The organism is Streptomyces griseoaurantiacus (genome assembly GCF_036189845.1).
Taxonomy (GTDB): domain Bacteria; phylum Actinomycetota; class Actinomycetes; order Streptomycetales; family Streptomycetaceae; genus Streptomyces; species Streptomyces griseoaurantiacus.
Genome location: NZ_CP108326.1, coordinates 104,164 through 125,555 on the forward strand (window position 1 = coordinate 104,164; position 21,392 = coordinate 125,555).

21 protein-coding genes are annotated in these 21,392 nt (G+C 73.3%); 13 read left to right on the plus strand and 8 right to left on the minus strand.

Features of this window, described 5'->3' with window-relative positions:
- The first annotated feature begins 32 nt into the window (after nt 1-32).
- The 3 genes from OHB09_RS00500 to OHB09_RS00510 all read left to right on the plus strand — a co-directional run bounded on the left by OHB09_RS00500 (nt 33) and on the right by OHB09_RS00510 (nt 3,003).
- Complete coding sequence (locus OHB09_RS00500; protein ID WP_040894253.1) at nt 33-938, plus strand: NADP-dependent oxidoreductase; 906 nt, start codon at nt 33-35, stop codon at nt 936-938.
- A gap of 116 nt (nt 939-1,054) precedes the next feature.
- A complete protein-coding gene (locus OHB09_RS00505) occupies nt 1,055-2,092 on the plus strand; it encodes an SPFH domain-containing protein (protein ID WP_328730274.1) in 1,038 nt (345 codons plus the stop codon).
- A complete protein-coding gene (locus tag OHB09_RS00510; protein WP_006138642.1) occupies nt 2,089-3,003 on the plus strand; it encodes an NAD(+)/NADH kinase in 915 nt (304 codons plus the stop codon). The genes OHB09_RS00505 and OHB09_RS00510 overlap by 4 nt, the downstream gene beginning before the upstream one ends.
- 34 nt (nt 3,004-3,037) lie before the next feature.
- Here the strand turns inward: OHB09_RS00510 and OHB09_RS00515 are convergent, their stop codons facing one another.
- The 3 genes from OHB09_RS00515 to OHB09_RS00525 form a co-directional block, all read right to left on the minus strand.
- The gene (locus OHB09_RS00515) at nt 3,038-3,982 is read right to left on the minus strand and encodes a DUF2071 domain-containing protein (protein ID WP_328921412.1); all 945 of its coding nucleotides are present in this window, start codon (nt 3,980-3,982) and stop codon (nt 3,038-3,040) included.
- Nucleotides 3,983-4,117: 135 nt separating this feature from the next.
- Entirely contained in the window at nt 4,118-4,708 is a 591-nt protein-coding gene (locus OHB09_RS00520; protein WP_328922973.1) for a YdeI/OmpD-associated family protein, read from the minus strand.
- 160 nt (nt 4,709-4,868) lie between these two features.
- A complete protein-coding gene (locus tag OHB09_RS00525; RefSeq protein ID WP_093599111.1) occupies nt 4,869-5,705 on the minus strand; it encodes a PIG-L family deacetylase in 837 nt (278 codons plus the stop codon).
- A 352-nt stretch (nt 5,706-6,057) separates the two neighbouring features.
- On the opposite strand from OHB09_RS00525, the gene OHB09_RS00530 reads away from it, so the two are divergent.
- The 4 genes from OHB09_RS00530 to OHB09_RS00545 all read left to right on the plus strand — a co-directional run bounded on the left by OHB09_RS00530 (nt 6,058) and on the right by OHB09_RS00545 (nt 8,476).
- Nucleotides 6,058-6,372: a type II toxin -antitoxin system TacA 1-like antitoxin gene (locus tag OHB09_RS00530; RefSeq protein ID WP_040894247.1), complete on the plus strand. Its 315-nt coding sequence runs from the start codon at nt 6,058-6,060 to the stop codon at nt 6,370-6,372.
- Complete coding sequence (locus OHB09_RS00535) at nt 6,369-6,752, plus strand: hypothetical protein (RefSeq protein WP_006138637.1); 384 nt, start codon at nt 6,369-6,371, stop codon at nt 6,750-6,752. Before OHB09_RS00530 ends, OHB09_RS00535 begins: the two co-directional genes overlap by 4 nt.
- A 136-nt stretch (nt 6,753-6,888) precedes the next feature.
- A complete protein-coding gene (locus OHB09_RS00540) occupies nt 6,889-7,560 on the plus strand; it encodes a FadR/GntR family transcriptional regulator (RefSeq protein ID WP_040894281.1) in 672 nt (223 codons plus the stop codon).
- Between the two features lie 58 nt (nt 7,561-7,618).
- Nucleotides 7,619-8,476 carry an amidohydrolase family protein gene (locus tag OHB09_RS00545; protein WP_328921413.1) on the plus strand — a complete coding sequence of 286 codons (858 nt, stop codon included), beginning with the start codon at nt 7,619-7,621 and terminating at the stop codon, nt 8,474-8,476.
- A gap of 52 nt (nt 8,477-8,528) precedes the next feature.
- On the opposite strand, the gene OHB09_RS00550 is transcribed toward OHB09_RS00545, so the two are convergent.
- Nucleotides 8,529-9,470, minus strand: coding sequence for an aldo/keto reductase (locus OHB09_RS00550; RefSeq protein ID WP_191854305.1), 942 nt, complete (start codon nt 9,468-9,470; stop codon nt 8,529-8,531).
- The gene (locus OHB09_RS00555) at nt 9,467-10,765 is read right to left on the minus strand and encodes an enolase C-terminal domain-like protein (RefSeq protein ID WP_328921414.1); all 1,299 of its coding nucleotides are present in this window, start codon (nt 10,763-10,765) and stop codon (nt 9,467-9,469) included. The genes OHB09_RS00550 and OHB09_RS00555 overlap by 4 nt, the downstream gene beginning before the upstream one ends.
- 209 nt (nt 10,766-10,974) lie before the next feature.
- Between OHB09_RS00555 and OHB09_RS00560 the strand changes: the two genes are divergently transcribed.
- The 4 genes from OHB09_RS00560 (at nt 10,975) to OHB09_RS00575 (ending at nt 14,502) form a co-directional block, all read left to right on the plus strand.
- Nucleotides 10,975-11,811 (plus strand): fumarylacetoacetate hydrolase family protein, encoded by an 837-nt coding sequence (locus tag OHB09_RS00560; RefSeq protein ID WP_328921415.1) that lies wholly within the window; start codon nt 10,975-10,977, stop codon nt 11,809-11,811.
- Nucleotides 11,808-12,548 carry an SDR family NAD(P)-dependent oxidoreductase gene (locus OHB09_RS00565; protein WP_006138630.1) on the plus strand — a complete coding sequence of 247 codons (741 nt, stop codon included), beginning with the start codon at nt 11,808-11,810 and terminating at the stop codon, nt 12,546-12,548. Before OHB09_RS00560 ends, OHB09_RS00565 begins: the two co-directional genes overlap by 4 nt.
- Nucleotides 12,549-12,636: 88 nt before the next feature.
- Complete coding sequence (locus tag OHB09_RS00570; RefSeq protein ID WP_006138629.1) at nt 12,637-13,977, plus strand: alpha-L-fucosidase; 1,341 nt, start codon at nt 12,637-12,639, stop codon at nt 13,975-13,977.
- A gap of 87 nt (nt 13,978-14,064) precedes the next feature.
- Nucleotides 14,065-14,502: a VOC family protein gene (locus tag OHB09_RS00575; RefSeq protein ID WP_191854302.1), complete on the plus strand. Its 438-nt coding sequence runs from the start codon at nt 14,065-14,067 to the stop codon at nt 14,500-14,502.
- A gap of 103 nt (nt 14,503-14,605) precedes the next feature.
- Here the strand turns inward: OHB09_RS00575 and OHB09_RS00580 are convergent, their stop codons facing one another.
- Nucleotides 14,606-15,736, minus strand: coding sequence for a metallophosphoesterase (locus OHB09_RS00580; protein WP_328730536.1), 1,131 nt, complete (start codon nt 15,734-15,736; stop codon nt 14,606-14,608).
- A gap of 310 nt (nt 15,737-16,046) precedes the next feature.
- A complete protein-coding gene (locus tag OHB09_RS00585; protein WP_328730264.1) occupies nt 16,047-17,945 on the minus strand; it encodes a CASTOR/POLLUX-related putative ion channel in 1,899 nt (632 codons plus the stop codon).
- 261 nt (nt 17,946-18,206) lie between these two features.
- Here OHB09_RS00585 and OHB09_RS00590 point away from each other — a divergent pair, with 261 nt between their 5' ends.
- On the plus strand, nt 18,207-19,409 hold the full coding sequence (locus tag OHB09_RS00590) for a PP2C family protein-serine/threonine phosphatase (protein ID WP_328921416.1): 1,203 nt from the start codon (nt 18,207-18,209) through the stop codon (nt 19,407-19,409).
- A gap of 6 nt (nt 19,410-19,415) precedes the next feature.
- On the opposite strand, the gene OHB09_RS00595 is transcribed toward OHB09_RS00590, so the two are convergent.
- On the minus strand, nt 19,416-20,144 hold the full coding sequence (locus OHB09_RS00595; RefSeq protein WP_191854298.1) for an SDR family oxidoreductase: 729 nt from the start codon (nt 20,142-20,144) through the stop codon (nt 19,416-19,418).
- 243 nt (nt 20,145-20,387) lie between these two features.
- Between OHB09_RS00595 and OHB09_RS00600 the strand changes: the two genes are divergently transcribed.
- Nucleotides 20,388-21,377 carry a S66 peptidase family protein gene (locus OHB09_RS00600; RefSeq protein WP_006138623.1) on the plus strand — a complete coding sequence of 330 codons (990 nt, stop codon included), beginning with the start codon at nt 20,388-20,390 and terminating at the stop codon, nt 21,375-21,377.
- The last annotated feature ends 15 nt before the right edge of the window (nt 21,378-21,392 follow it).

Sequence of the window (21,392 nt, forward strand, 5' to 3'; positions counted from 1 at the left end):
CCTGTTCAGGCCGCGTGGAAAGGCAGAACGTCATGCGCGCAGCCCGTTATCACGAGTACGGCGGTGTGGAGACCCTCGTCGTCGAGCAGGCGCCGGATCCGCATCCCGGGCCCGGTGAGATCCGCATCCGTGTCGCGGCGGCCAGTGTCAATCCCGTCGACTGGAAGGTGCGCTCCGGAGCGGTGCGCGAGGTACTCCCGGTGGATCTGCCGGCGGTTCCCGGGCGGGACGCCGCGGGCGTGGTCGACGAGATCGGTGAGGGTGTGCGGGGGGTGGGCGTCGGCGACCGGGTGTTCGGACTGGGCGGAGTGACCGGCGCGACGGCCGAGTTCGCCGTGCTCTCGGCCTGGGCGCGGACGCCCGACACCTGGAGCGACGAGGAGGCCGCCGCCGCCGCTCTGGGGGCGGTGACCGCGATGGGCGGGCTGAACGCGCTCGGCCCCCTGAAGGGGCGCACTGTGCTGATCGAGGGTGCCGCCGGGGGCGTGGGAAGTGCCGCGGTCGAGATCGCGGTGGCGCAGGGCGCCACGGTGATCGGGACGGCCGGCGAGCGCAATCACGAGTTCCTCACCTCTCTCGGCGCCGTTCCCACCACCTACGGCGCCGGTCTCGCGGAACGTGTCGCCACCCTCGCTCCGGACGGGGTCGACGTCGTGCTCGACACCGCCGCCTCCGGCTCGCTGGCCGATCTCGTCGCCCTCGTGGGCGACCCCGCCCGCGTGTCCACGGTCGCCGACCACGCCAACGCCCAGCGTCTGGGCGTCCATGTGGCCAACGCGGAGAACGACCCCGCGCTCCTCGCCGAAGCGGCCGAACTGGGCCGGCTCGGCCACTTCACGCCGCGCGTCGAGGCGACCTACCCGCTGGAACGGATCGCGGAGGCCCACGCGCACTCGGAGCGCGGCCACACGCGGGGCAAGATCGTCGTCCGCCTCTGACGAGCCGCGCCAGCACCCTCCCCTTGACCGCGCCAGCACCCTCTCCTTTTCTCGTCCCCTTGACGATAAGCGGACCGCCGGAATATCGTCACCGGGACGAGAAAGAGGGGGCTCTCATGGCCGACATCACCCGGCGCCTGGGATGGCGCCACCTGCGTTCCACGCCCACGGCGCACATCCGACACCACCGCGGCGGCACGCTGGTGCACGACGGGCCGGGACTCGCCTTCTGGTTCCGCCCGTTGACCGCCGCGCTCTCCGAGGTGCCGGTCGAGGACCGCGAGCTGGCCATGACGTTCCGCGCCCGCACGGCCGACTTCCAGGACGTCTCGGTGCAGGCGACCGTCACCTACCGGGTCGGCGACCCGGCACTGGCCGCCACCCGCCTGGACTTCTCCATCGATCCCGACACCGGGGTCTGGCGCGGTGCCCCGCTGGAACAGCTGGGCACCCTGCTCACCGAGACGGCCCAGCAGCACGCGCTGCACGTGCTGGCCCGCACACCGCTGGCCGAGGCACTGGCCGACGGCGTGGCGGCGGTGCGCGAACGGATCGCGGCCGGCCTGGACACCGAACCGCGACTGCCGGCCACCGGAATCGAGGTGGTGGCCGTGCGGGTCATGGCGGTGCGCCCCGAGGCGGAGGTGGAACGCGCGCTGCGCACCCCCGCCCGCGAGCTGATCCAGCAGGAGGCGGACCGGGCCACCTACGAGCGGCGGGCCGTCGCCGTCGAGCGCGAGCGCGCCATCGCCGAGAACGAGCTGGCCAGCCAGATCGAACTCGCTCGCCGTGAGGAGCGGTTGGTGGAGCAGCGCGGGGCCAACGCGCGCCGCGAGGCGCAGGAGAACGCCGCGGCGGACCAGGTGCGCGCGCAGGCGGAGGCGGCGCGCACCGTGCGGCTCGCCGAGGCCGAGGCCGCCAAGTCGGTGGCACTGGCCGAGGCGGAGGCCCGGGCGGCGCGCGAGGTCGGCGAGGCCAGGGCCGAGGCCCAGGCGGCCTGGCTGCGCGTCCACGGCGAGGTCGACGTGGCGACACTGCACGCGCTCACGGGAAGCCGGCTGGCGGAGAACCTGCCGCACATCGACAGCGTGACCCTCTCGCCGGACGTGCTCACCGGGCTGCTGTCCCGGCTCGGCGCCGGGGACCGGGGATGAGCCTCGCCCCGCGAGCCGTCCTGGTCCACCGCACCACGGAGTACGAGGAGTTGCTGGCCCGGCACGGCACACACGGGCAGGCCGCCTTCTTCCTGGCCTCCAGGGGCCGGGACCTCGCGGAGATCGCCGAACGTCATCACCGCGCGCACCGGGCGCTCGCCGAGGTCACCGCCGCGGTCCCCCGGACCTGGCGGCAGGCCCGGGTCGAGCGCGGCGACCTGGACCGGTTCCTGTTCGCGCCGGAGGACGTCGTGGTCGTGGTGGGGCAGGACGGGCTGGTGGCCAACGCGGCCAAGTACCTCGACGGGCAGCCGGTGATCGGAGTGGACCCCGAGCCGGGGCGCAACCCGGGTGTGCTGGTCCGGCACCGGGCGGCCGACGCGGCGGCGCTGCTGCGGGTCGCGTCCACCGCGCCGGCGGACGAGCTGACCATGGTCGAGGCCGTCGCCGACGACACCCAGCGGCTGCTCGCGCTCAACGAGATCTACCTCGGCGCCGCCGGACACCAGACGGCCCGGTACCGCCTGAGCCTCGAGGACGACGGGGGTGTCGTCGAGGCCCAGGCCTCCTCCGGGGTGCTGGTGGGCACGGGCACGGGCGCGACCGGCTGGCTGCGGTCGGTGTGGCAGCAGCGGGGCGGCACCCCGGTGGTGCCGCGGCCCACCGAGGACCGTCTGCTGTGGTTCGTCCGCGAGGCCTGGCCCTCGCCGGTCACCGGAACGTCTCTCGTGGCCGGTGAGCTCTCGGCGCCGGGCCGACTGTGCCTCACCGTGGAGTCCGAGCGTCTGGTCGCCTTCGGCGACGGCATGGAGGGCGACGCCCTGGAGCTGACCTGGGGGCAGACCGTGCGGGTCGGCGTGTGCGCACGGCGGCTGCGGCTGATCGCGGGCGCCCCGGGACGACGCCGGTGACGGCGGCTTCGGCGACCGCCCTCCGCGTTCGGCGTCAGAGCGGCTCGTACGTCTCTCCCTCGAAGCGGAACCGCACGAAGGGGACCAGGAAGGCGAACGGCTCGGCCTCATCGACCAGGGCACCGGCGGCGGCGGACGTGACCGTCCCGGACAGGGGGACGCACCTTTCGAGAGGGATGCCGAGAGAGATCTCCTGCCGCACCAGCCGGCCGCGCCACGGCTGGACGGACAGTGCGCGGTCCTGGGGCACGCAGTGGGCCAGCATCTCCTCGTAGTCCGCGAAGGCGGAGCGCCAGGGACCGTCCACCGGCCGCTCGGGCAGCGGGACGAGGCGAGCCGTCGCGTCGGGCGCGGTGCCGCGTCCGGGATCGAGCCGGAGATCGATCCGTCCGTCGGCGGTGACGAGCCGTGAGGCCCGCCCCAGAACGTGCATGGGCAGGCCCTCGGCGAGGAGGCGGGCGCCCAGGGCGTGCGGCGTCCGGCCGATGGCCGTGCTGAGGAAGTGGACGCCCGCCATGCCCGTACGCGCATGACGCACGTAGAGGCGCCAGTTGCTCTGCAGCGGCGAGGGCAGCAGCCGGCGCCACCGGCCGAGGCGCGCGGGGCCCAGGTGGCCGTGGCGGTAGCCGAGGAAGGTCAGGACGGCCAGGTCGCCGCGCTCGCCCACGCGTTGCAGTTCCAGCCCGGCCGGGACCAGGGGCGCGAGACGGCGGGCGTCGACGACGTAGTTGACGTACACGACGTCCGTGATGTCACTGACGAAGGCCACCGGCGGGACGCGCTCCCCCAGCAGCCGCAACAGCCTGCTGCCGGCCACCCGGTTGAGCGGTGCCGCCCGCCACCGGCCGGCCGGATGGACCCACCGGGCGTACCGGCCGTACCGGGTCTCCGGCCGGCTGCGGGTGAGGAGGCGCTCGGCGGCCCACACCGCCGCGCCGGCCGCCGTCACCGAGGCGGCCGCGGTGAGCAGCACACGCATCAGGGCACGACCGTCCGGCGGTGCGGTGTCCCGGCGGGGGACGAGGGGCCGGCCATGGGCCGATCATGCCAGGCGGGCACGGCGCCCTCGCGTGCGGCCCGTCCCCGCCCCGGTACGAGGAAGGACGCCGATCCGCTAGTGCGGTTTCTCGCCCCTGGCCAGCATCGCCACGAACTTCTCGATCCGCCGGGCCCGGGTCTCGGCCTTCTTGGCGTCCTGCACGCGGTACAGGACGGCGTAGCGGTTTCGCCGGTCGAGGGTCTCGAAGAACGCCGCCGCGGCCGGGACGGCGGCCAGGGCCGCCGCGAGGTCCTCGGGAACGGTTGCCGTGCGCGCACCGTCGTAGGCCGCCTCCCAACGGCCGTCGGCCCGGGCGCGGTCGATCTCGGCCTGCCCGGGCGGCCGCATCCGCCCCTGCTCGACGAGGGCGGTGGCCTTGTCCCGGTTGATCTTGGACCATCGGCTGCCCGGCCTGCGCGGGGTGAACCGCTGGAGCCACCACTGGTGGTCGAACGTGGCCTTCTGCCCGTCGATCCAGCCGTAGCAGAGGGCCACCTCGAGCGCCTGGGCGTAGTCCAGGGCGACGGCTTCGGGGCCCTTCTTGCGCAGTTTGAGCCAGATGCCGGGTGAGGCGGCATGGTTCTCGCCGAGCCATGCCTCGAATGCCTCGGCGGATGCGAACGTGACGGTCTCCGGGTCCTGGGTCACCCGCACAGCGAACCACATCCGGCCGCTCGTCACGAGGTCCGCTCCCTGAGGCCAGGTTCCTACTCCCCGTGCCCGGCCGTCCCTGCGGGGGCGCGGGGAACACCCTGCCCGGCGGCCCCGTCGCCGTACTCGGCGCGGGCCGCCGGGGTGTGGAGGGCGTCGGACCCGCGCCCCGGGGTCAGCGGAGGCCGGCGAAGAGGTCGTTCTCCGGGAGGGCGGCGCCGGTGGTGTCCCTCACTCGCAGGAAGGTCTCGACCCCCATCAGCTCGGCGAACTTCTCCTTGCCCATCTTGAGGAAGAAGATGTTCTCGCCCTGGCTGGCGTGCGCGGCCAGGGAGTCGTACTTCTGGCCGCTGTACGCGGTCGTGTCCACCCAGGTGGTGATCTCGTCGTCGGGGGAGCCGATCTCGGCCATCGCGGCGCCTTCCTCGGAGTCCGGCTCCGGGATGTCCTCGCCGAGCTCACGCAGGATCTCGCCGAACCGCTGCATCCCCGAGCGGGGCACGGTGGTCCAGTACACCTTCGGTACCGGCGGCCCGGCTATCTCCAGCGCCGCCATCGTGATGCGGTGGGCCTGGATGTGGTCGGGGTGGCCGTAGAAGCCGTTCTCGTCGTAGGTGACGACGACGTCGGGCCGGTACTGCCGCATGAGTTCCGCCAGGCGGGCCGCGCCCTCCTCCACGGGGGTCTGCCAGAAGGCCCCGGGGGCCTCGTTGCTCGGCCAGCCCATCATTCCGGAGTCGGCGTAGTCCAGGGTCTCCAGATGGCTGATGTTCAGGACCTCGCGGCTCGCCTCGAGCTCCTGACGGCGCATGCGGACGACCTCCGCCGGGTCGTGCCCGGGGTCTCCGGGCTTGACGCCACCCGGCCCGTCGCCGCACCCGCCGTCGGTACAGGTCACGAGCACCGTGCGGATTCCTTCGGCCGCGTACCTGGCGAGGACGCCTCCGGTGCCGGTGGCCTCGTCGTCGGGGTGGGCGTGAACCGCCATCAGAGTCAGGGGCCGGTCGGTCATGGGAAAAGTCCTCTCGTGAACAAACATTGCGGTCCGGGGGTACGACGGATGTGCCGCCGGGGAACACGGATTCCGGTCGGGACGGACGACCACGTGGTCACCGTGGTTCCCTCCCGAAGGCCACCGACCCCCCGGTCGGTGCAACAGCGCGGATCGGACCGGCTGTTCCCGGGCGGCCACACGGTCTCCCGGACGTCGATGCTCGACGTCAACGAGGTTACAGGCGCGGGCCGTTGCGTTCCTCATGGGAGGAGGCACACGGCGCGGGCGTCGCTCCTGGTGGCGCCCGGCTCACACGGCGTGCGCGCCCCGGGACGTGCACGGGTGACAGGACGCTGGTACCGCCGGTACCATGAGGGCCATGTCGGACTCCGGTGCCACCAAGGCGATGAATCTGCGCTTCCCCGATCCCGCGCAGCGGGCGGCCATCGCGGCGGCCGCCAAGCAGGCGGGCGTCAGCATGCAGGAGTACATCCTCTCCGCCGCCTACGACCGGGCGACCGCCGTGGAGCGGCGGTTCCTCGACGGCTTCAAGGCGTCGATGGCGCGCAGCGGCGCGGCCTTCGCAGCCGAGTCCGGCGGCGCCGACCCCGCGGCCGAGCAGCGGGACGCCGAGCGGGAGGCGCTGCGGGAGCTGGAGCGGCCGGAGCGGGGTCACGCCGCGTGACGCAGCCCGACTCCACCCCGCTCGACGTCACGTTCCTGCTGCACGCCGCCGAACTGCTCGACGGCGATCCCCAGGTCGACGACTACGGGCCGCTCTACGCGGCCGTCGCGCGGGTCAACGCCCGGGCGATGGAGCGGCACGTCTACGGCTCGCCGCACCTCAAGGCCGCCGCCCTGCTGCACACCCTGGCGAAGCTGCCGTGCCTGGAGCATTCCAACGAAGCCTTCGCCTGGCACGCGACGGAGGCCTACCTGGCGCTCGGCTCGCTCACCCTCGACTACCCGCCGAAGGCCGCCGTGGCGCTGGTGCGCGACGCGGCCTCCGGAGCCCTCGGCGTCGCCCGGATCGCCCGGCAGCTGCGGGACTGGACGACCGGCTGACCCGGGTCCGGGCCGCCGCGTCCGGGAGCGCCCTCGCACGATTCCCTCGTCCCGGACGCCGTGGGAGTCCCGGACGCCGTGGGACATCCGCCTCCGCTCGTCCAGACATCCGATGAATAGACCTGGAGTGGAGTCCATGGCGGTCACCGACGCGGCAATTCTCAAGATCAAGGAAATGATCGTCTCGGGCGAGCTCTCGCCCGGCTCCCGGCTTCCGCCCGAGAAGGAGCTGAGCGAGGCGCTCGGCCTCTCCCGCAATTCGCTGCGCGAGGCCGTGAAGGCGCTGGAGGTCATCCGCGTCCTGGACGTGCGGCGCGGTGACGGCACGTACGTCACGAGCCTCGAACCGCGGCTGCTGCTCGAGGCCATGTCCTTCGTCGTCGATCTGCACCAGGACGACTCCGTGCTGGAGGCACTCGTGGTCCGGCGGATGCTCGAACCTCAGGTGGCCGCCCTCGCCTGCCGCACGATCACCGACGAGCGGATGGCCGCGATCGAGGAACTGCTCGCGGGCGTCGGCGCGGACGCCGACGTGGAGAGCCTGGTCGCCCACGACCTCTGCTTCCACCGGGCCCTGGCCGAGGCGACCGGCAACGCCTATCTGACGAGCCTCCTCGACTCCCTGTCGAGCGACACCGTCCGTGCCCGGGTGTGGCGGGGCATCACGGAGGACGGTGCGGTCGCCCGCACGATCGACGAGCACCGCGGCATCCTGGACGCCGTACGGCAACGGAACGCGGAGCTGGCCCAGGCGCTGATGTTCGTCCACGTCTCGGGCGTGGAGCACTGGCTGCGGAAGGCCCGCTGACGCGCGCCGCACCGCGCTCCGGGAGCGGTGCGGGCGTCGTCGGCCCGACCGGGCCGGGGTGACCGACGCGCACGGGGCCGAGGTGATCGAGGCGCATGTGCACGTCCGGGACCCGCGCCGGCTGCGGTACGACTGGCTCGCCGGCTCGGCCCTGGACCGGCCGCGGCTGCCGGGTGACATCGACGACGCGGGCGGGGCGGTGACCCGCTGGGTCTTCGTGGAGGCCGACGCAGCCCCGGAATCCGCCTTCGAGGAGGCGCGCCGGGCCGAGGAGCCGGCCTGGCCGGGGCCGGCGGCGACGGTCGTGGCGGCCGACCTCGAGGCGCCGGACGCGGGCGAACGGATCGAGCGGGTGGCCGGGCTGCCGCTGGTGCGCGGGATCCGCCACCTGCTGCAGGACCTGCCGGGCGAGCGGCTGGCGGCGCCCGCGCTGCGCAGGGGGCTCGCCGCGGTCGCGCGTGCGGGTCCCGTCCTCGACGCGTGTGTGCGCCGGACCCGGCTCGACGGCCTGGACCGCCCGCTGGGCGATGTCCACGAGGGCGTCACGGTCCTCGACCGTCTCGGCAAGCCGCCGGTGGACGAGGGTCTGGGCTCGGACGCCGGGCGGGCCCGGCCGACGGGCCTGCGGCGTCTGGCCCGTCATGAACGGCTGGTGGTGAAGCTCTCGGGACTGCCCGCCGAGGCCCGCGACGCGGCGACCCTGCGGGGGCACGGCCCGGACCTGCCGCGGGCCGCCCTCGACCTGTCCGGCCAGGAGCGCTGTCTGCCGGGCAGCGACCGGCCGGTGAGCACGGGAACCGGGGGCACGACGACGACGGCCGCGTGGATCGCCCTGGTGCCCGAGGTCGTCGGGCCCACCGCCCGGCCCCGCGGCGCCGCGGGCACCGCCCGCGAGGTCCACCGGATCACCGATTGACCCGGCGCGTGCGCGGGTCGGGCCGGCAGCCCCTCCTCCGGCCCTGACCGGGTCAGGACAGCAGCCCCTCCTCGCGCAGGGCCTCCCACAGTGCGGCGGGGATCTCCATGTCCAGGTGCCGCAGGTCGGCGCGGAGTTCGGCCGGGTGCGCCGTGCCGACGACCACCTGGTCCACCGCGGGGTGGCGCAGCGGGAACCGGAGGGCGGCGGCGGCCAGGGGGACGTCGAAGCGGGCGCAGACCTTGCGCAGTCGTTCGGTGCGTTCGGCCAGTGCGGGCGGCACCGGCCCGTAGTCGTAATGGGCGGTGGCGGGCGTGTCGGAGGCGAGCAGTCCCGAGTTGAACACCGCGGCCGCGAGCACCCGGATGCCGCGTTCCCGGCACAGCGGGAGGAGTTCCTCGGCGGCGGGCTGTTCGAGCAGTGTGTAGCGGCCGGCGATCATGACCACGTCGAGGTCGCCCTCGCGGACCGCGCGGAGCGCCGCAGCCACGCTGTTGACGCCGATGCCGATCTCCTCGACCACTCCGGCCTCGCGCAGCCCGGCGAGTGCGGGCAGTCCCTGTCGCAGCCCTTCGTCGAGGCCGTAGACGTCGGGATCGTGCAGGAGGAGGGTGTCGACGCGGTCCATGCCGAGGCGTTCCAGTGAGGCGTCCAGACCGCGCCGGATGCCCTCGGCGCTGGGGTCCCAGTGCCGTACGTGGTCGTCGGGCACGAGGAATCCGCCGGCCGCCTCGTCCGTGCCCCGGCGGGGGCCGGTGTTCGGCACGATCAGCCGGCCGGCCTTCGTCGACAGGCGGAAGGAGTCGCGGGGCCGCTCGCGCAGGAACGCGCCCAGCCGGCGCTCGCTGAGTCCGAGCCCGTAGTGGGGTGCGGTGTCGTAGGAGCGGACGCCGCCCGCCCAGGCCTCCTCCAGTACGGCGCGGGCGTCCTCCTCGGAGACCTCGCGATAGAGATTGCCGATCGGCGCGGCGCCGAATCCGAGCCGGGTGGTCATGCGGGGGCTCCCGTCGGTGCGGGCCGGCGGTGGGCGGCGAGGGAGGCGGCCCGCATCTCGGTCCCGGCGCCGGGGGCGGTGGGGGCGCGGTAGCGGCCCTCGCGGACCGCGGCGGGCGTGACGAAGTGTTCGTGCAGGTGGTCGACGTATTCGATCATGCGACCCTCGGTCGTGCCGGAGACGGCGACGTAGTCGAACATGGCCAGGTGCTGGACGGCCTCACACAGGCCCACTCCCCCGGCGTGGGGGCAGACGGGGACGCCGAACTTCGCGGCCAGCAGCAGGTGGACGATGTTCTCGTTGACCCCACCGACGCGGGTCGCGTCGATCTGGAGGACCTGGACGGCTCCGGCCTGGAGGAACTGTTTGACCATGACGCGGTTGTGCAGGTGTTCGCCGGTCGCCACCGGTACGGGGGCGATGGCGCGGGCGATGGCGGCGTGGCCCAGGACGTCGTCGGGGCTGGTGGGTTCCTCCACCCAGGCCGGGTCGTAGGGCGCGAGGGCGCGGACCCACTCGACGGCGGTGGCCACGTCCCAGCGCTGGTTGGCGTCGATCGCGAGGGGGAAGCCCTCGCCGCAGATCTCACGGGCGATCCGCAGACGTCGGATGTCGTCCTCGAGGTCGGCGCCGACCTTGAGCTTGATCTGCGGGAAACCGGCGTCGAGGGCCTCCCGGCACAGGCGGGCGAGGGTGGCGTCGGAGTACCCGAGCCAGCCGGGGCTGGTCGCGTAGGCGGGGTATCCGTCCGCGAGGAGGGCCTGTTCGCGCGCGGCCCGGCCGGGTTCCGCGCGGCGCAGGATGTCGAGGGCCTCCTCGCGGGTGAGGGCGTCGGTGAGGTAGCGGTGGTCGACGAGGTCGGCGATCCGCTCGGGGGGCATCCGGGAGAGCAGCTGCCACAGGGGAAGCCCGGCGCGTTTGGCCTTGAGGTCCCAGAGGGCGTTGAGGACCGCCCCGATGGCCATGTGCATGATCCCTTTTTCGGGGCCCAGCCAGCGCAGTTGCGAGTCGTGGACGAGGAGGCGCCAGGCCTCGCCCATGTCGTCGAGGAGCGGTTCGGCCTCGCGTCCGACGAGGTGGTCCTCCAGCATGCGGATGGCGGCCGTCTGGACGTCGTTGCCGCGGCCGATGGTGAAGGCGAAGGCGTGTCCTTCGTGGCCGTCCGGCGCGTCGGTGCGCAGCACCACGTAGGCCGCGGAGTAGTCGGGGTCCGGGTTCATGGCGTCCGAGCCGTCCAGCGACGCGGAGGTCGGGAAGCGGACGTCCGCCGTGGAGACGGAGGTGATCGTGGTCATGGGACCTCCCATGACGCATCAAACATCGGATCAATTGAGTGGTCAACTGGTACGATGCCCTCTGCTTGCCCTCTGCTTGCCCTCTGCTTGCCCTCTGCTTGCCCTCTGCTTGCCCTCTGCTTGCCCTCCGCTCGCCCCACAAGGGGCCGGGAGTCCCCACGAGGGGCCGGGAGTGGTGATGCCGGGTTCCGTCGTCCGGAAGGGGTCTGATGAAGTTCGCACGGATCGGGGAGGCCGGCCGCGAGATTCCGGTCGCCCTCACCGAGGACCACTATGTCGACCTGTCGGCCCTCACGGACGACATCGACGGGGCCTTTCTCTCCCAGCCCCTGGAGGACGTCGCCGCCACGGTGCGGTCCGGCGGGCTGCCGCGCATCCCGCGCGAGGGGCAGCGGGTCGGCGCGCCGATCGCCCGGCCCTCCGCGGTCGTCTGCGTGGGCATGAACTACGCCGCCCACGCCGCGGAGTCGGGGGCGAAGCCCCCCGAGGACCTGGTGGTGTTCCTCAAGACCCCCAACACCGTGACCGGGCCCGAGGAGGAGCTGCGCATCCCGCCGGGCAGCGAACGGACCGACTGGGAGGTGGAGCTCGGCGTGGTGATCGGGCGGCGGGCGAGCTACCTCGGCTCGCCGGAGGAGGCCCTCGGCCATGTCGCCGGGTACACCCTCGTCAACGACGTCTCGGAACGCGAGTGGCAGCTCGAGCGGTCCGGGGGCCAGTGGGGCAAGGGCAAGTCCTTCCCCGGGTTCTCCCCCGTCGGCCCCTGGCTCGTCACGGCCGACGAGGTCGACCCCGGCGACCTGCGGCTGCGCAGCTGGGTGAACGGCGCCCCGCGCCAGGACTCCCGCACCTCCGACATGATCTTCGACGTGGCGCAGATCGTGTGGCGGCTCAGCCAGTTCCTGGTCCTGGAACCGGGAGACCTCGTCATGACGGGCACGCCCGAGGGCGTCGCCCTGTCGGGCCGCTTCCCCTATCTGCGTCCCGGGGACGTCGTCGAGGTGGCGATCGACGGACTCGGCCGGCAGCGGCAAGCGGTCCGGTGACCGACTTCGAGGGTGTCCGGGTCCTGGTGACCGGCGGTGCCTCGGGAATCGGCGCGGCGATCGTCCGCAGGCTCCGTGAGGAGGGCGCGCGGGTCGCCGTCCTGGACCTCGCTCCGCCCGAGGGGGACCCGGACGCCCACCGGGTGGACGTCGGCAGGGACACCGAGGTGCGGGCGGCGGTGGCGCGGGTCGCCGAGGCGTTCGGCGGGATCGACGTCGTCGTCAACAACGCGGGCATCGGCGCCCGGGGCACGGTGGCCGACAACTCCGACGAGGAATGGCACCACGTCCTCGACGTGAACGTGCTCGGTGCCGTCCGCGTCAGCCGGGCCGCCCTGCCGTGGCTGCGCGCGTCCCCGCGCGCGGCGATCGTCAACATGTGTTCCGTCGCGGCGCGGGCGGGGCTCCCGCAGCGTGCCCTGTACGGGGCGAGCAAGGGCGCGCTGTACGCGCTGACGCTCCAGATGGCCGCCGACCACGTGCGGGAGGGAATCAGGGTGAACGCGGTCAGTCCCGGGACCGCGGCGACGCCCTGGGTGACCCGGCTGCTGGACTCGGCGCCGGACCCGGAGGCCGAGCGCGCGGCCCTGGAGGCCCGGCAGCCGCACGGCCGGCTGGTGGAGGCGGCGGAGGTCGCGGACGCGGTCGCCTATCTGGCCAGTCCCCGCGCGGGCTCGACGACGGGCACGGTCGTCGAGGTCGACGGCGGGATGTCGGGACTCAGGCCGCGCCGCTGACCGCCTCACCGCCCCGGCACCGCAGACAACCGGGCAACCGGGCAACCGGGCAACCATGCAGACACCCCTCAGAGAGGACCGCCCTCGTATGGCCCTGTCCATGAACGACCCCGAACGCCCGCTCCCCTACCGGCGGTTCGAGCATGCGACGCCGGCCTGGTTCAGGGACGCCAAGCTCGGCGTCTTCGTCCACTGGGGCCCCTACGCCGTTCCGGCCTGGGCCGAGCCCATCGGGGCGTTCGGCACCCTCGACGACGAGGAGGAGTGGTTCACGCACAACCCGTACGCCGAGTGGTACCACAACACCGTCCGCATCGACGGCAGTCCGGCCCGGCGGCACCACCTGGAGACCTACGGCGGGGCGGACTACGACACGTTCCTCGACCTGTGGCGGGCCGAGTCCTTCGACGCCGGCTCCGTCATGGACCTCGTCGCCGCCACCGGCGCCCGCTACTTCGTGCCCACCACCAAGCACCACGACGGTGTCACCCTCTGGGACGCCCCCGGGACGGGGGACCGCAACACCGTCCGCCGGGGCCCCCGGCGCGACCTGGTCGGCGAGTTCAGCGAGGCCGCCGCGCGCAGGGGCATCCGCTTCGGCGTCTACTACTCCGGCGGCCTCGACTGGCACGTCGCCCCCACCCCGCCCATCGTGCGGCACATCGACGACTCGGTGCGCCCCCGGGACAGGGCCTACGCCGACTACGTCTTCGACCACGTCGCCGACCTCATCGAGAGGTACCGTCCGGAACTGCTGTGGGGCGACATCGAGTACCCCGACGCCGGCAAGGCGGAGGGCGGAAAGAGCCTCGTCGAGCTCTTCCGCCGCTTCTACGCCGCCCGCCCCGAGGGAGTGGTCAACGACCGCTGGGGCGAGACACATTGGGACTTCCGCACCAGCGAGTACGCGCACGGTGCCGGCAGCGAGGGCGAGGGGGCCTGGGAGAACTGCCGGGGTGTCGGCTTCTCCTTCGGTCACAACCGGCTGGAGGACGAGAGCCACTCGCTGACCGGGCCGGAGGCGGTCCGCCACTTCCTCGACGTCGTCTCGCGCGGCGGCAACCTGCTGCTGAACATCGGGCTCACGGCGTCCGGCGAGGTCGCCCCCGTCCAGCGCCGCACCCTGGAGGCGCTCGGCGCCTGGAACCGGGTCCACGGCGAAGCGGTCTTCGGCTCCCGCCCCCTCGGTGCGGACCTCGCCCGTCCCTCCGAGCGCCCCTGGGTGCGGTGGACCCGCACCGCCGGGTACGCCCACGCGTTCGTGGACGCCCCGCCGGGCACCCCCGTCCCCCTGGACGCCGACGCCGGTGCCCTGGACCTCCCGGCCGCCGGGGGCGCGCGCGCCGAGGTCGTCGACGGCACGCTCCTCGTGACCCCCGACGAGCGCGTTCTCGCCGGGCCCGTGCGGGTGGATGTACCCCTGCGCTGACGCCGGCCCCGCTCCGGCACCCACGGCGGCCCGTTGTTTCCGCCGTGTCCCGCCGCGGGCGCCGGGGCAGGCCCTACCATGCGTCGCATGACCATCAGACTGGAGAACGTCGGCATCGCCGTCCGGGATCTCGAGGCGGCGATCTCCTTCTTCACCGACCTCGGTCTCACCGTCATCGGCCGTGACACGGTCAGCGGCGAGTGGACCGACACGGCCGTCGGTCTGGACGGCAATCACGCCAGGATCGCGATGCTGCGGACCCCGGACGGTCACGGCCGCCTCGAGCTCTTCGAGTACCTCCACCCCGAGGCGATCGAGACGGAGCCCACTCGGCCCCACGAGATCGGCATGCACCGGGTCGCCTTCTCCGTCGACGACCTCGACGCGGCCCTCGAGATCGCCGCGCGGCACGGGTGCCGTCCACTGCGCGGGGTGGCGACCTACGAGGACATCTACCGGCTCACCTACCTGCGCGGCCCCAGCGGCATCCTCGTCATGCTCGCCGAGGAGCTGAAGAAGGGCTGAGCAAGGCGCGCCTCACCGGTGACGCGGTCCCTCGACGAGACCGTGCGGGCCGAAGTCGAAGTGGGCGTCGCGGTGATCTCCCCGCTCACAGTCGGTGCGGCCCTCACACGGGCGAGCGGAGCACCAGGAGGCTGATCTCGCTCGGTGCGAAGATCCGGAACGGCGGCCCCCAGTAGCCCGCTCCACGGCTGGTGTAGAGCTGGGTGCGCTCACCGTGGCGGCTGAGCCCCTGCACCACGGGTTGGTCGAGCCGTACCAGATAGTGGAAGGGCCACATCTGACCGCCGTGGGTGTGGCCGGAGACCTGGAGGTCGACGCCCGAGGCCACGGCCTGGGCCACCTGCTTGGGCTGGTGGGCGACGAGCAGGACCGGCAGGTCGGGGTCGGCGCCCGCGAGCGCGGTGTCGTGGTCGGCGCTGTGCCCGGACAGTCCTGAGGAGGCGGCGGTGCGGTCGTCCACGCCCGCGAGGACGAGCCGGTCGCCGCCGCGTTCGACGATCAGGTGCCGGTTGTGCAGCGCGTCCCAGCCGAGGCCGGCCATCAGGTCGAGCCAGCCCTGTGCCTCCCCGTGATACTCGTGGTTGCCCGTGACGTACACCCTGGCCAGCCGGGCCCGCACGGTGCCCAGCGGCGCGACCTGCTCCCGGCGCCTGGCGATCGTGCCGTCGGCGATGTCTCCCGCGTGGCAGACGATGTCCGGTTCCAGGGCGTTGACGACGTCGGCGACCCGCGCCGACCAGCGGGCCCGGTCGATGGGCCCGTAGTGGGTGTCGGCGAGGACGACCACGCGGGTCCCGTCCAGGCCCGGGCCCAGCCGGGGGACCGTGACGTCGACCCGCCGGACCCGGGGCACCCGCATGGCCTCGACGTGACCCCACGTCAACAGGATTACGGCGACGACCACGACCGTGAGAGAAACCCCCCTGGCGGTCGTCTGGCCCCCGGCCCCGAGGACGGCCGACACCAGCCGCACCGCACCCCCGAGGGCCGACCACACGAACAGGACCCAGACCACGCCGAGGGTGGTGTCCGCCATCCGGGCCGCCCGGTCGGACTGCCGGCGCCCGTGGCCCCGGACCATCGCCACCGGGAACGCCGCTTCGGCGGCCCCGCACAGGACCGCGCCGCCGACCACGACCGGTACCGGCCACCCGGTGCCGGACGCGAGGAGCACCCACCACGGCAGGAAGAACAACAGGGTCAGCACGGTGAGCAGCACCAGCACCCGGCCGATCCACCTCCGGCGCCGGCCCGCCGGGGCTTGTGCCGCGCCGTGCTCGTCGACCGGGACGTCGGAGACCGCGGCATCCTCTTCGCCGGCCCGCCCGGCCCGCACGTCCGTCACGCTCCCACCCCAACCCACTCGCGCCCGATGTACCGATGAATCGATCTTCCGATGAACGCTTCCATCTTCGTCCATCGGCGCCGTCGCCGGGCACCCTTCGTCCGAGGACCGGCACGACGACCCGGCCACGCGGCCGCAACTGGACGGCGGGACGCGGCGGAGGCGAACCGCCGGCCGGCCGAGGATTCGGTGGTGCGCGTCAGTCCTCGCCGACGACGACCACCTCGTCGTCGGCCGTCCAGCGGCGTCGCTCGGCCTTGTCCGGGTTGATGCGCAGGCCGTTGCCGGGCGCTCGTGACGAGCCCCGGCGCGTCCGGTAGCCGAGGGCGCACTCGCCGCGGCGGCGGGCCGCCGCGACCACGGTGGCGAATGTCGTGTCGCATCCGGGCAGCACGTAGTCGCCGGCCGGCCGCAGTCGCACCCGCGGGCCGTCGGCGGAGAGGAGCTGCTCGAACACCGCCGCCAGGTGCCGGTTCTGGGAGATCTGCGCCATGAGCAGGCCGATGACCTTGCCGCTGATGATCACGTCGGCGCCGTCACCGAGGGGGACCAGCGCGCGGTTGCGGTCGTCGATCAGCTCGGTGACGATCGGCAGTCGGCGCCCGGTGGCCTCCTCCAGCCGGCGCAGCAGCAGGAGGGTGACGAGCGTGCGGTTGTCGGGGTCGTCCGGCGGCTGCCCGGGGACGGGGTCCTGCCCGAGCACGATCACGCTGTCGTAGGAGTGGACGTCCAGCCGGTGCAGGGTCTCGGGACGCGTGATGTCTCCCTGGTGCAGGGCCGGGACGGAGCGGGCCTCCTCGTGCGCGTCGGCGCCGATCGTCTGACGCGCCGCGCTCCCGGCGGTGTCCGCCATCACGTCGACGGTCGATCCGGGCGGACCGCACCGGTGCAACTGGTCGACTATGAGCGGCGCCCGGCGGTTCCAGCCCAGTACGAGGTGGCGTTCCGCACGTGCGGGCGTCGGCGGGCCGGAGGCCATGGCCGCCTCCTCCACCAGTGCCGCGCAGTCCTCCGGGTGGGCCGTGTCGTCGTCACGGGTGAGGACGACGAGCAGATCCTCCGGCGCCAGGGGCATCCGCGTCGGCGGATTGAGCAGGGGAACGTCTCCCCGCACCACCCCGACGACGCTCGACGTCCGGTAGGACAGCAGCGCGTCCCCGAACGGGCGCCCTGCCAGGGAGGCTTCGGCGACCAGGTAGAACTCCTCGCCGGCGAAGTCGAGGAGTTCCTGGTGCACGAGGGAGAGTCCGGGGCGGCGGGCGGCCTGGACGATCATCCGCGCGGTGACGGTGTCGCTCTCCAGGACGACGCCGTCCGGTCCGGCGGCGAGGGAGGCGGCCAGCCGGTAGCGGTCGTCCCGGACCGCGGCGACCACGGGCGGGCGGCGCTCCGCTCCTGCCAGAGCCCTCCTGAGCGCGAGCAGCGTCTTGACCACCTCGGCGTCGGCGTCGGGATCGTCGTGGGGCAGTACCAGCACGACACCGGCCGTGGCCGGACCGGCCAGGGCGAGCACGTCGGGGTCGGTGGTGGGCCCACTGCGGCAGATCAACCGCGTACGGCCGAGGGGGCCGACCTTCGCGGCGAATGCCTCCTCCATGGCCGTCTTGTCCCGGTCGGCCAGGACGGCCACCGCCGCACGGGGCTGGTTGGCGTTGGCGGCCACGAGTTCGCCGACCACGGTGAAGACCTGCTCCGACCAGCCGAGGACGACGGCATGCCCGTGTTCGAGCACGGTGGAGCGGCCCCGCCGCAGCGCGGTGAGCCGTTCCGTGAGCGCCGTCGTGATCAGTCCGACGAGCGTGGAGACGTACAGCAGGGCGACGAGTGCGAGGAGCAGCGACATCGCCATCCGCAGGGGGGTGCCCGTCGCGTCGCCCAGTCGCAGGGTCTGACCGGTCAGCCGCCACACCCGGGCCAGCCGGTCGGGCAGGGAGGCCGGTGCGTGCGGGTCGGTCCACACCAGCACCGCGCTGGCCGGTACGACGATCCCCAGGCACAGCAGTGCCATCCAGCCGAAGAGGGCGGAGGTGCCTCGTGCGAGTGTGCTGTCGAACCAGTAACGGGCCCTCTCTCCGAAGGGAACACGGCGCTGCGCCATCCCCTCCCCCTCCCCCCTCCGCGCCCGCACGGGTGCGGGCACCCCTCTGGAAGTGTGCGGGAGCGTCCGGGACGGCGGACGGAGTCCGGACGGCATTCATTCCTTCGGGTCTCGCGACGACGGGTGAGCGGGCTTCGGGGGCTGTCCGTATCACTCGGTGCAGAACACGTCAGGCTCGACCAAGAACGATCGCAACCGACCGCGCCAGGTGACCTCCGAAGAAGCCGGGGAAGGAGAAACGGCAACCGTTGGGAGGTTGTCGTGGAGAACGCCGATGTCGAGCTGGGTGAGCTTCTCACCGCTGCGGAGGCCGCGCCGCCGGGAGAGTCCGTCGACGTGGTGGCACGTGATCTGCAGAAGAGGTTCGGGGCGGAGCGGGTGTCCTTCCTGTTCGCCGATCTCGTCGGCCAGCAACTGGTGCGGCTGACACCGGCCGGGGACGAGGAGGACACCGGCCGGGCCGCGCCCTTCGCACTGCGGGGCACCGTCTACGACGAGGTCCTGCGCAGCCAGCGGCAGTACGTGGGGCCGAGCGCCCAGGGCGGGCGGCACGTGATCACACCGGTCACCAACCGGGGCGACTGCCTCGGGGTTCTTGAGATGACCCTGCAGCACGCCGACGACCTCACGCTGGAGCAGATCGGCGAGGCGGCGCACGTGCTGGCGTACATCATCGTCACGGACCGCCGCTTCACCGACCTCTACCACCTGGGCCGGCGCACCACCCGGACCAGTCTGGCGGCCGAGATCCAGCACCAGCTCCTCCCCTCGGCCTCCTGCTGCGAAGCCACCCAGTTCGCCCTCGCCGCGGGGCTCGTGCCCGCCGACGACATCGGCGGCGACACCTACGACTACTCCCTCGACCGCGACACGCTGCACCTGTCGATCACCGACGCGATGGGGCACGACACCGACTCCGCGCTCCTCGCGACGCTGCTGGTCGGTGCCCTGCGCCGGGCCCGCCGCGACGGGTGCGACACGCTCAGACAGGCGTCGGAGGCCCATCAGGCCCTCCTGAGACACGCCCGGGGCCTGGCCACCGGGCAACTGCTCTGCTTCGACCTGAAGTCCGGCACCTGCGAGCTGGTCAACGCCGGTCACCCCTGGCCCCTGCGGGTGCGGGAGGGCGTCGTCGAGGAACTCCGGCTCGCCGTGAACCTGCCGTTCGGGGTGGTGGCCCCCACCCCCTACCGGGTGCAGGAACTGAGCCTGCTGCCCGGGGACCGGCTGGTCCTGCTCACCGACGGCATGCAGGACCGCGGTGCCGCGGCCGTCGACCTGCCCGCGCTGATCCACGACACCCGCGCCCTGCATCCCCGGGAGGCCGTGCGCGTCCTGACCGGCGCGGTGCTGGAGGCATGCCGGGGGAAGCTCCACGACGACGCCACCGTCATGATCCTGGACTGGTACGGCACCCGGGGCGAGGACACCCTCGGGACGGGAGCGGATCCCGTCCCGCGGTGAGACCGGTCAGGCCAGCCAGTCGGCGTAGCGGGTGGGGGCGAGGTGGGCGTCGGCGTCGGTGAGGACGTCTCCCTCGACGGCCGCGAACATGCCGGCGGTGGGGTCGGTGACCACGGTGCGGGAATCGCCCCGGTGGGAGAGGGTGAGGCGGCCCAGCTCGTCGAGGGGGAGGATCTCGGGGCCGCCGATGTTGCGCACGCCGTTCAGCGGGGCGCCCGCGGCCACCTCCGCGACCGCCGCGGCCACGTCCTCGGCGGCGATCGGCTGGATCGGCGTGGCGGGCAGCCGGACGGTGTCCGCGTCGGCGGTCCAGGACAGGACGGCGTCCATGAACTCCATGAACTGCGTGGCCCTGACGATCGAGTAGGGGATCGGGCCGGCCTTGAGGATGTCCTCCTGCAGCACCTTGGCGCGGTAGTAGTCCAGCGCCGGAACCCGGTCGACCCCGACGATGGAGAGGATGACGGCGTGACCGACGCCGCCCTTGTCCGCGGCGGCCAGCAGGTTGTCCATGGAGGTGCGGAAGAAGGCCGGGGAGGCCTCGTCGAAGGTCGGTGAATTGGTCAGGTTGACGACGACGTCGGCCCCGTCGAGGGCCTCGTCGAGCCCCTGGCCGCTCAGGACGTCCACTCCGGTGGACAGCGAGTGCGGCACCGCCTGGTGTCCGGCGGCGTCGAGGTCCCGGACGACCCGCGAGCCGATCAGACCGGTCCCTCCGAGAACTGCGATCCTCATGACGTATTCTCCCTCAGCCGTGTGGCACATGTGGACATGCTCGGTGTGGTGTGCGGACGTGACGGGGGCGCGGCACCATTCTCCCGCGCTCCCACCCCGTACACAGTGATGACCGGGGAGGCGGTCCGGGTGTGACACGAGACCGGTGCGAGCCGTCGGGGCGGTTCGGGAGACCCGTGTGGCGGAATATCGTCGGCGGAGGCCTTGCCGGCCGCCTTTACCGATCATCCAGGAGGAGATTCCATGCCCGCGATCCTTCGGCCCCGCGCGCTTCGTCCCGGCGACCTCGTGGTCGTCGCCGCACCCTCGGGCCAGCTCGAACCGGGCGAGGAGCCACTGCTCGCCCGGGGCGTGGCGATACTCGAGCGGATGGGGTTCCGGGTACGGGTGAGCCCGAGGGTCGATCCCGCGCGCAGCCGCTGGTGGGCGGCGGGCACGCCGGCGGAACAGGCCGAGGAGCTCAACGCCCTGCTCCGTGACCCGGAGGTGCGGGCCGTCGTCGCGCACACGGGCGGGCAGGCCACGATCGGCTACCTCGACCTGATCGACGTGGACGCGATCCGGGCCGACCCCAAGCCGATCATCGGCTACAGCGACATCTCGCTGCTGCACATGGCCCTGCACTCCAGGACCGGTCTCGTCGGGTTCCACGCGGACATCGCCACCCACGGCTTCGGCAGCGACTGGTACACCCTGGGCGACAAGGCCCGGCGGGCCGAACTCGTCGACCTGTACACCCGCGTCCTCACCAAGGCAGAGGCGCCGGGCGCGCTGCCGCCGGGGGAGGTCTGGGAGACCTGGCGGCCGGGCAGCGCGGAGGGCCGCCTCTTCGGCGGGCTGCTGAACCGTCTCGTCCTGCTGCAGGCGACTCCGTTCGCGCCCGCCCCCGAACTGTTCGACGGCGCCGTGCTGTTCTGGGAGGAACTGCAGCGGCCGGTCTCCCGGATCTGGAACGACCTGCACACCCTGCGGCTGTCCGGTGTGCTGGACCGGATCGCGGGCATGGTGGTCGGCATCCCGATGGAGGTCACGGCCCACGAGAGCGGCGGGCAGCGCGCGGACCTGCGCGATGTGGTGCTCGACGTCCTGGGCGACCGCGACCTCCCGGTCCTGGCCCAGGTCGACTTCGGCCACACCTCGCCCAACCTGCCGCTGCCCCTCGGTGTGCGCGCGCGGGTGGACGCGGACAACAGGACGCTGTCCCTGCTCGAACCGGCGGTCGCGGAGGGCTGAGAACCGCTTCCGGTC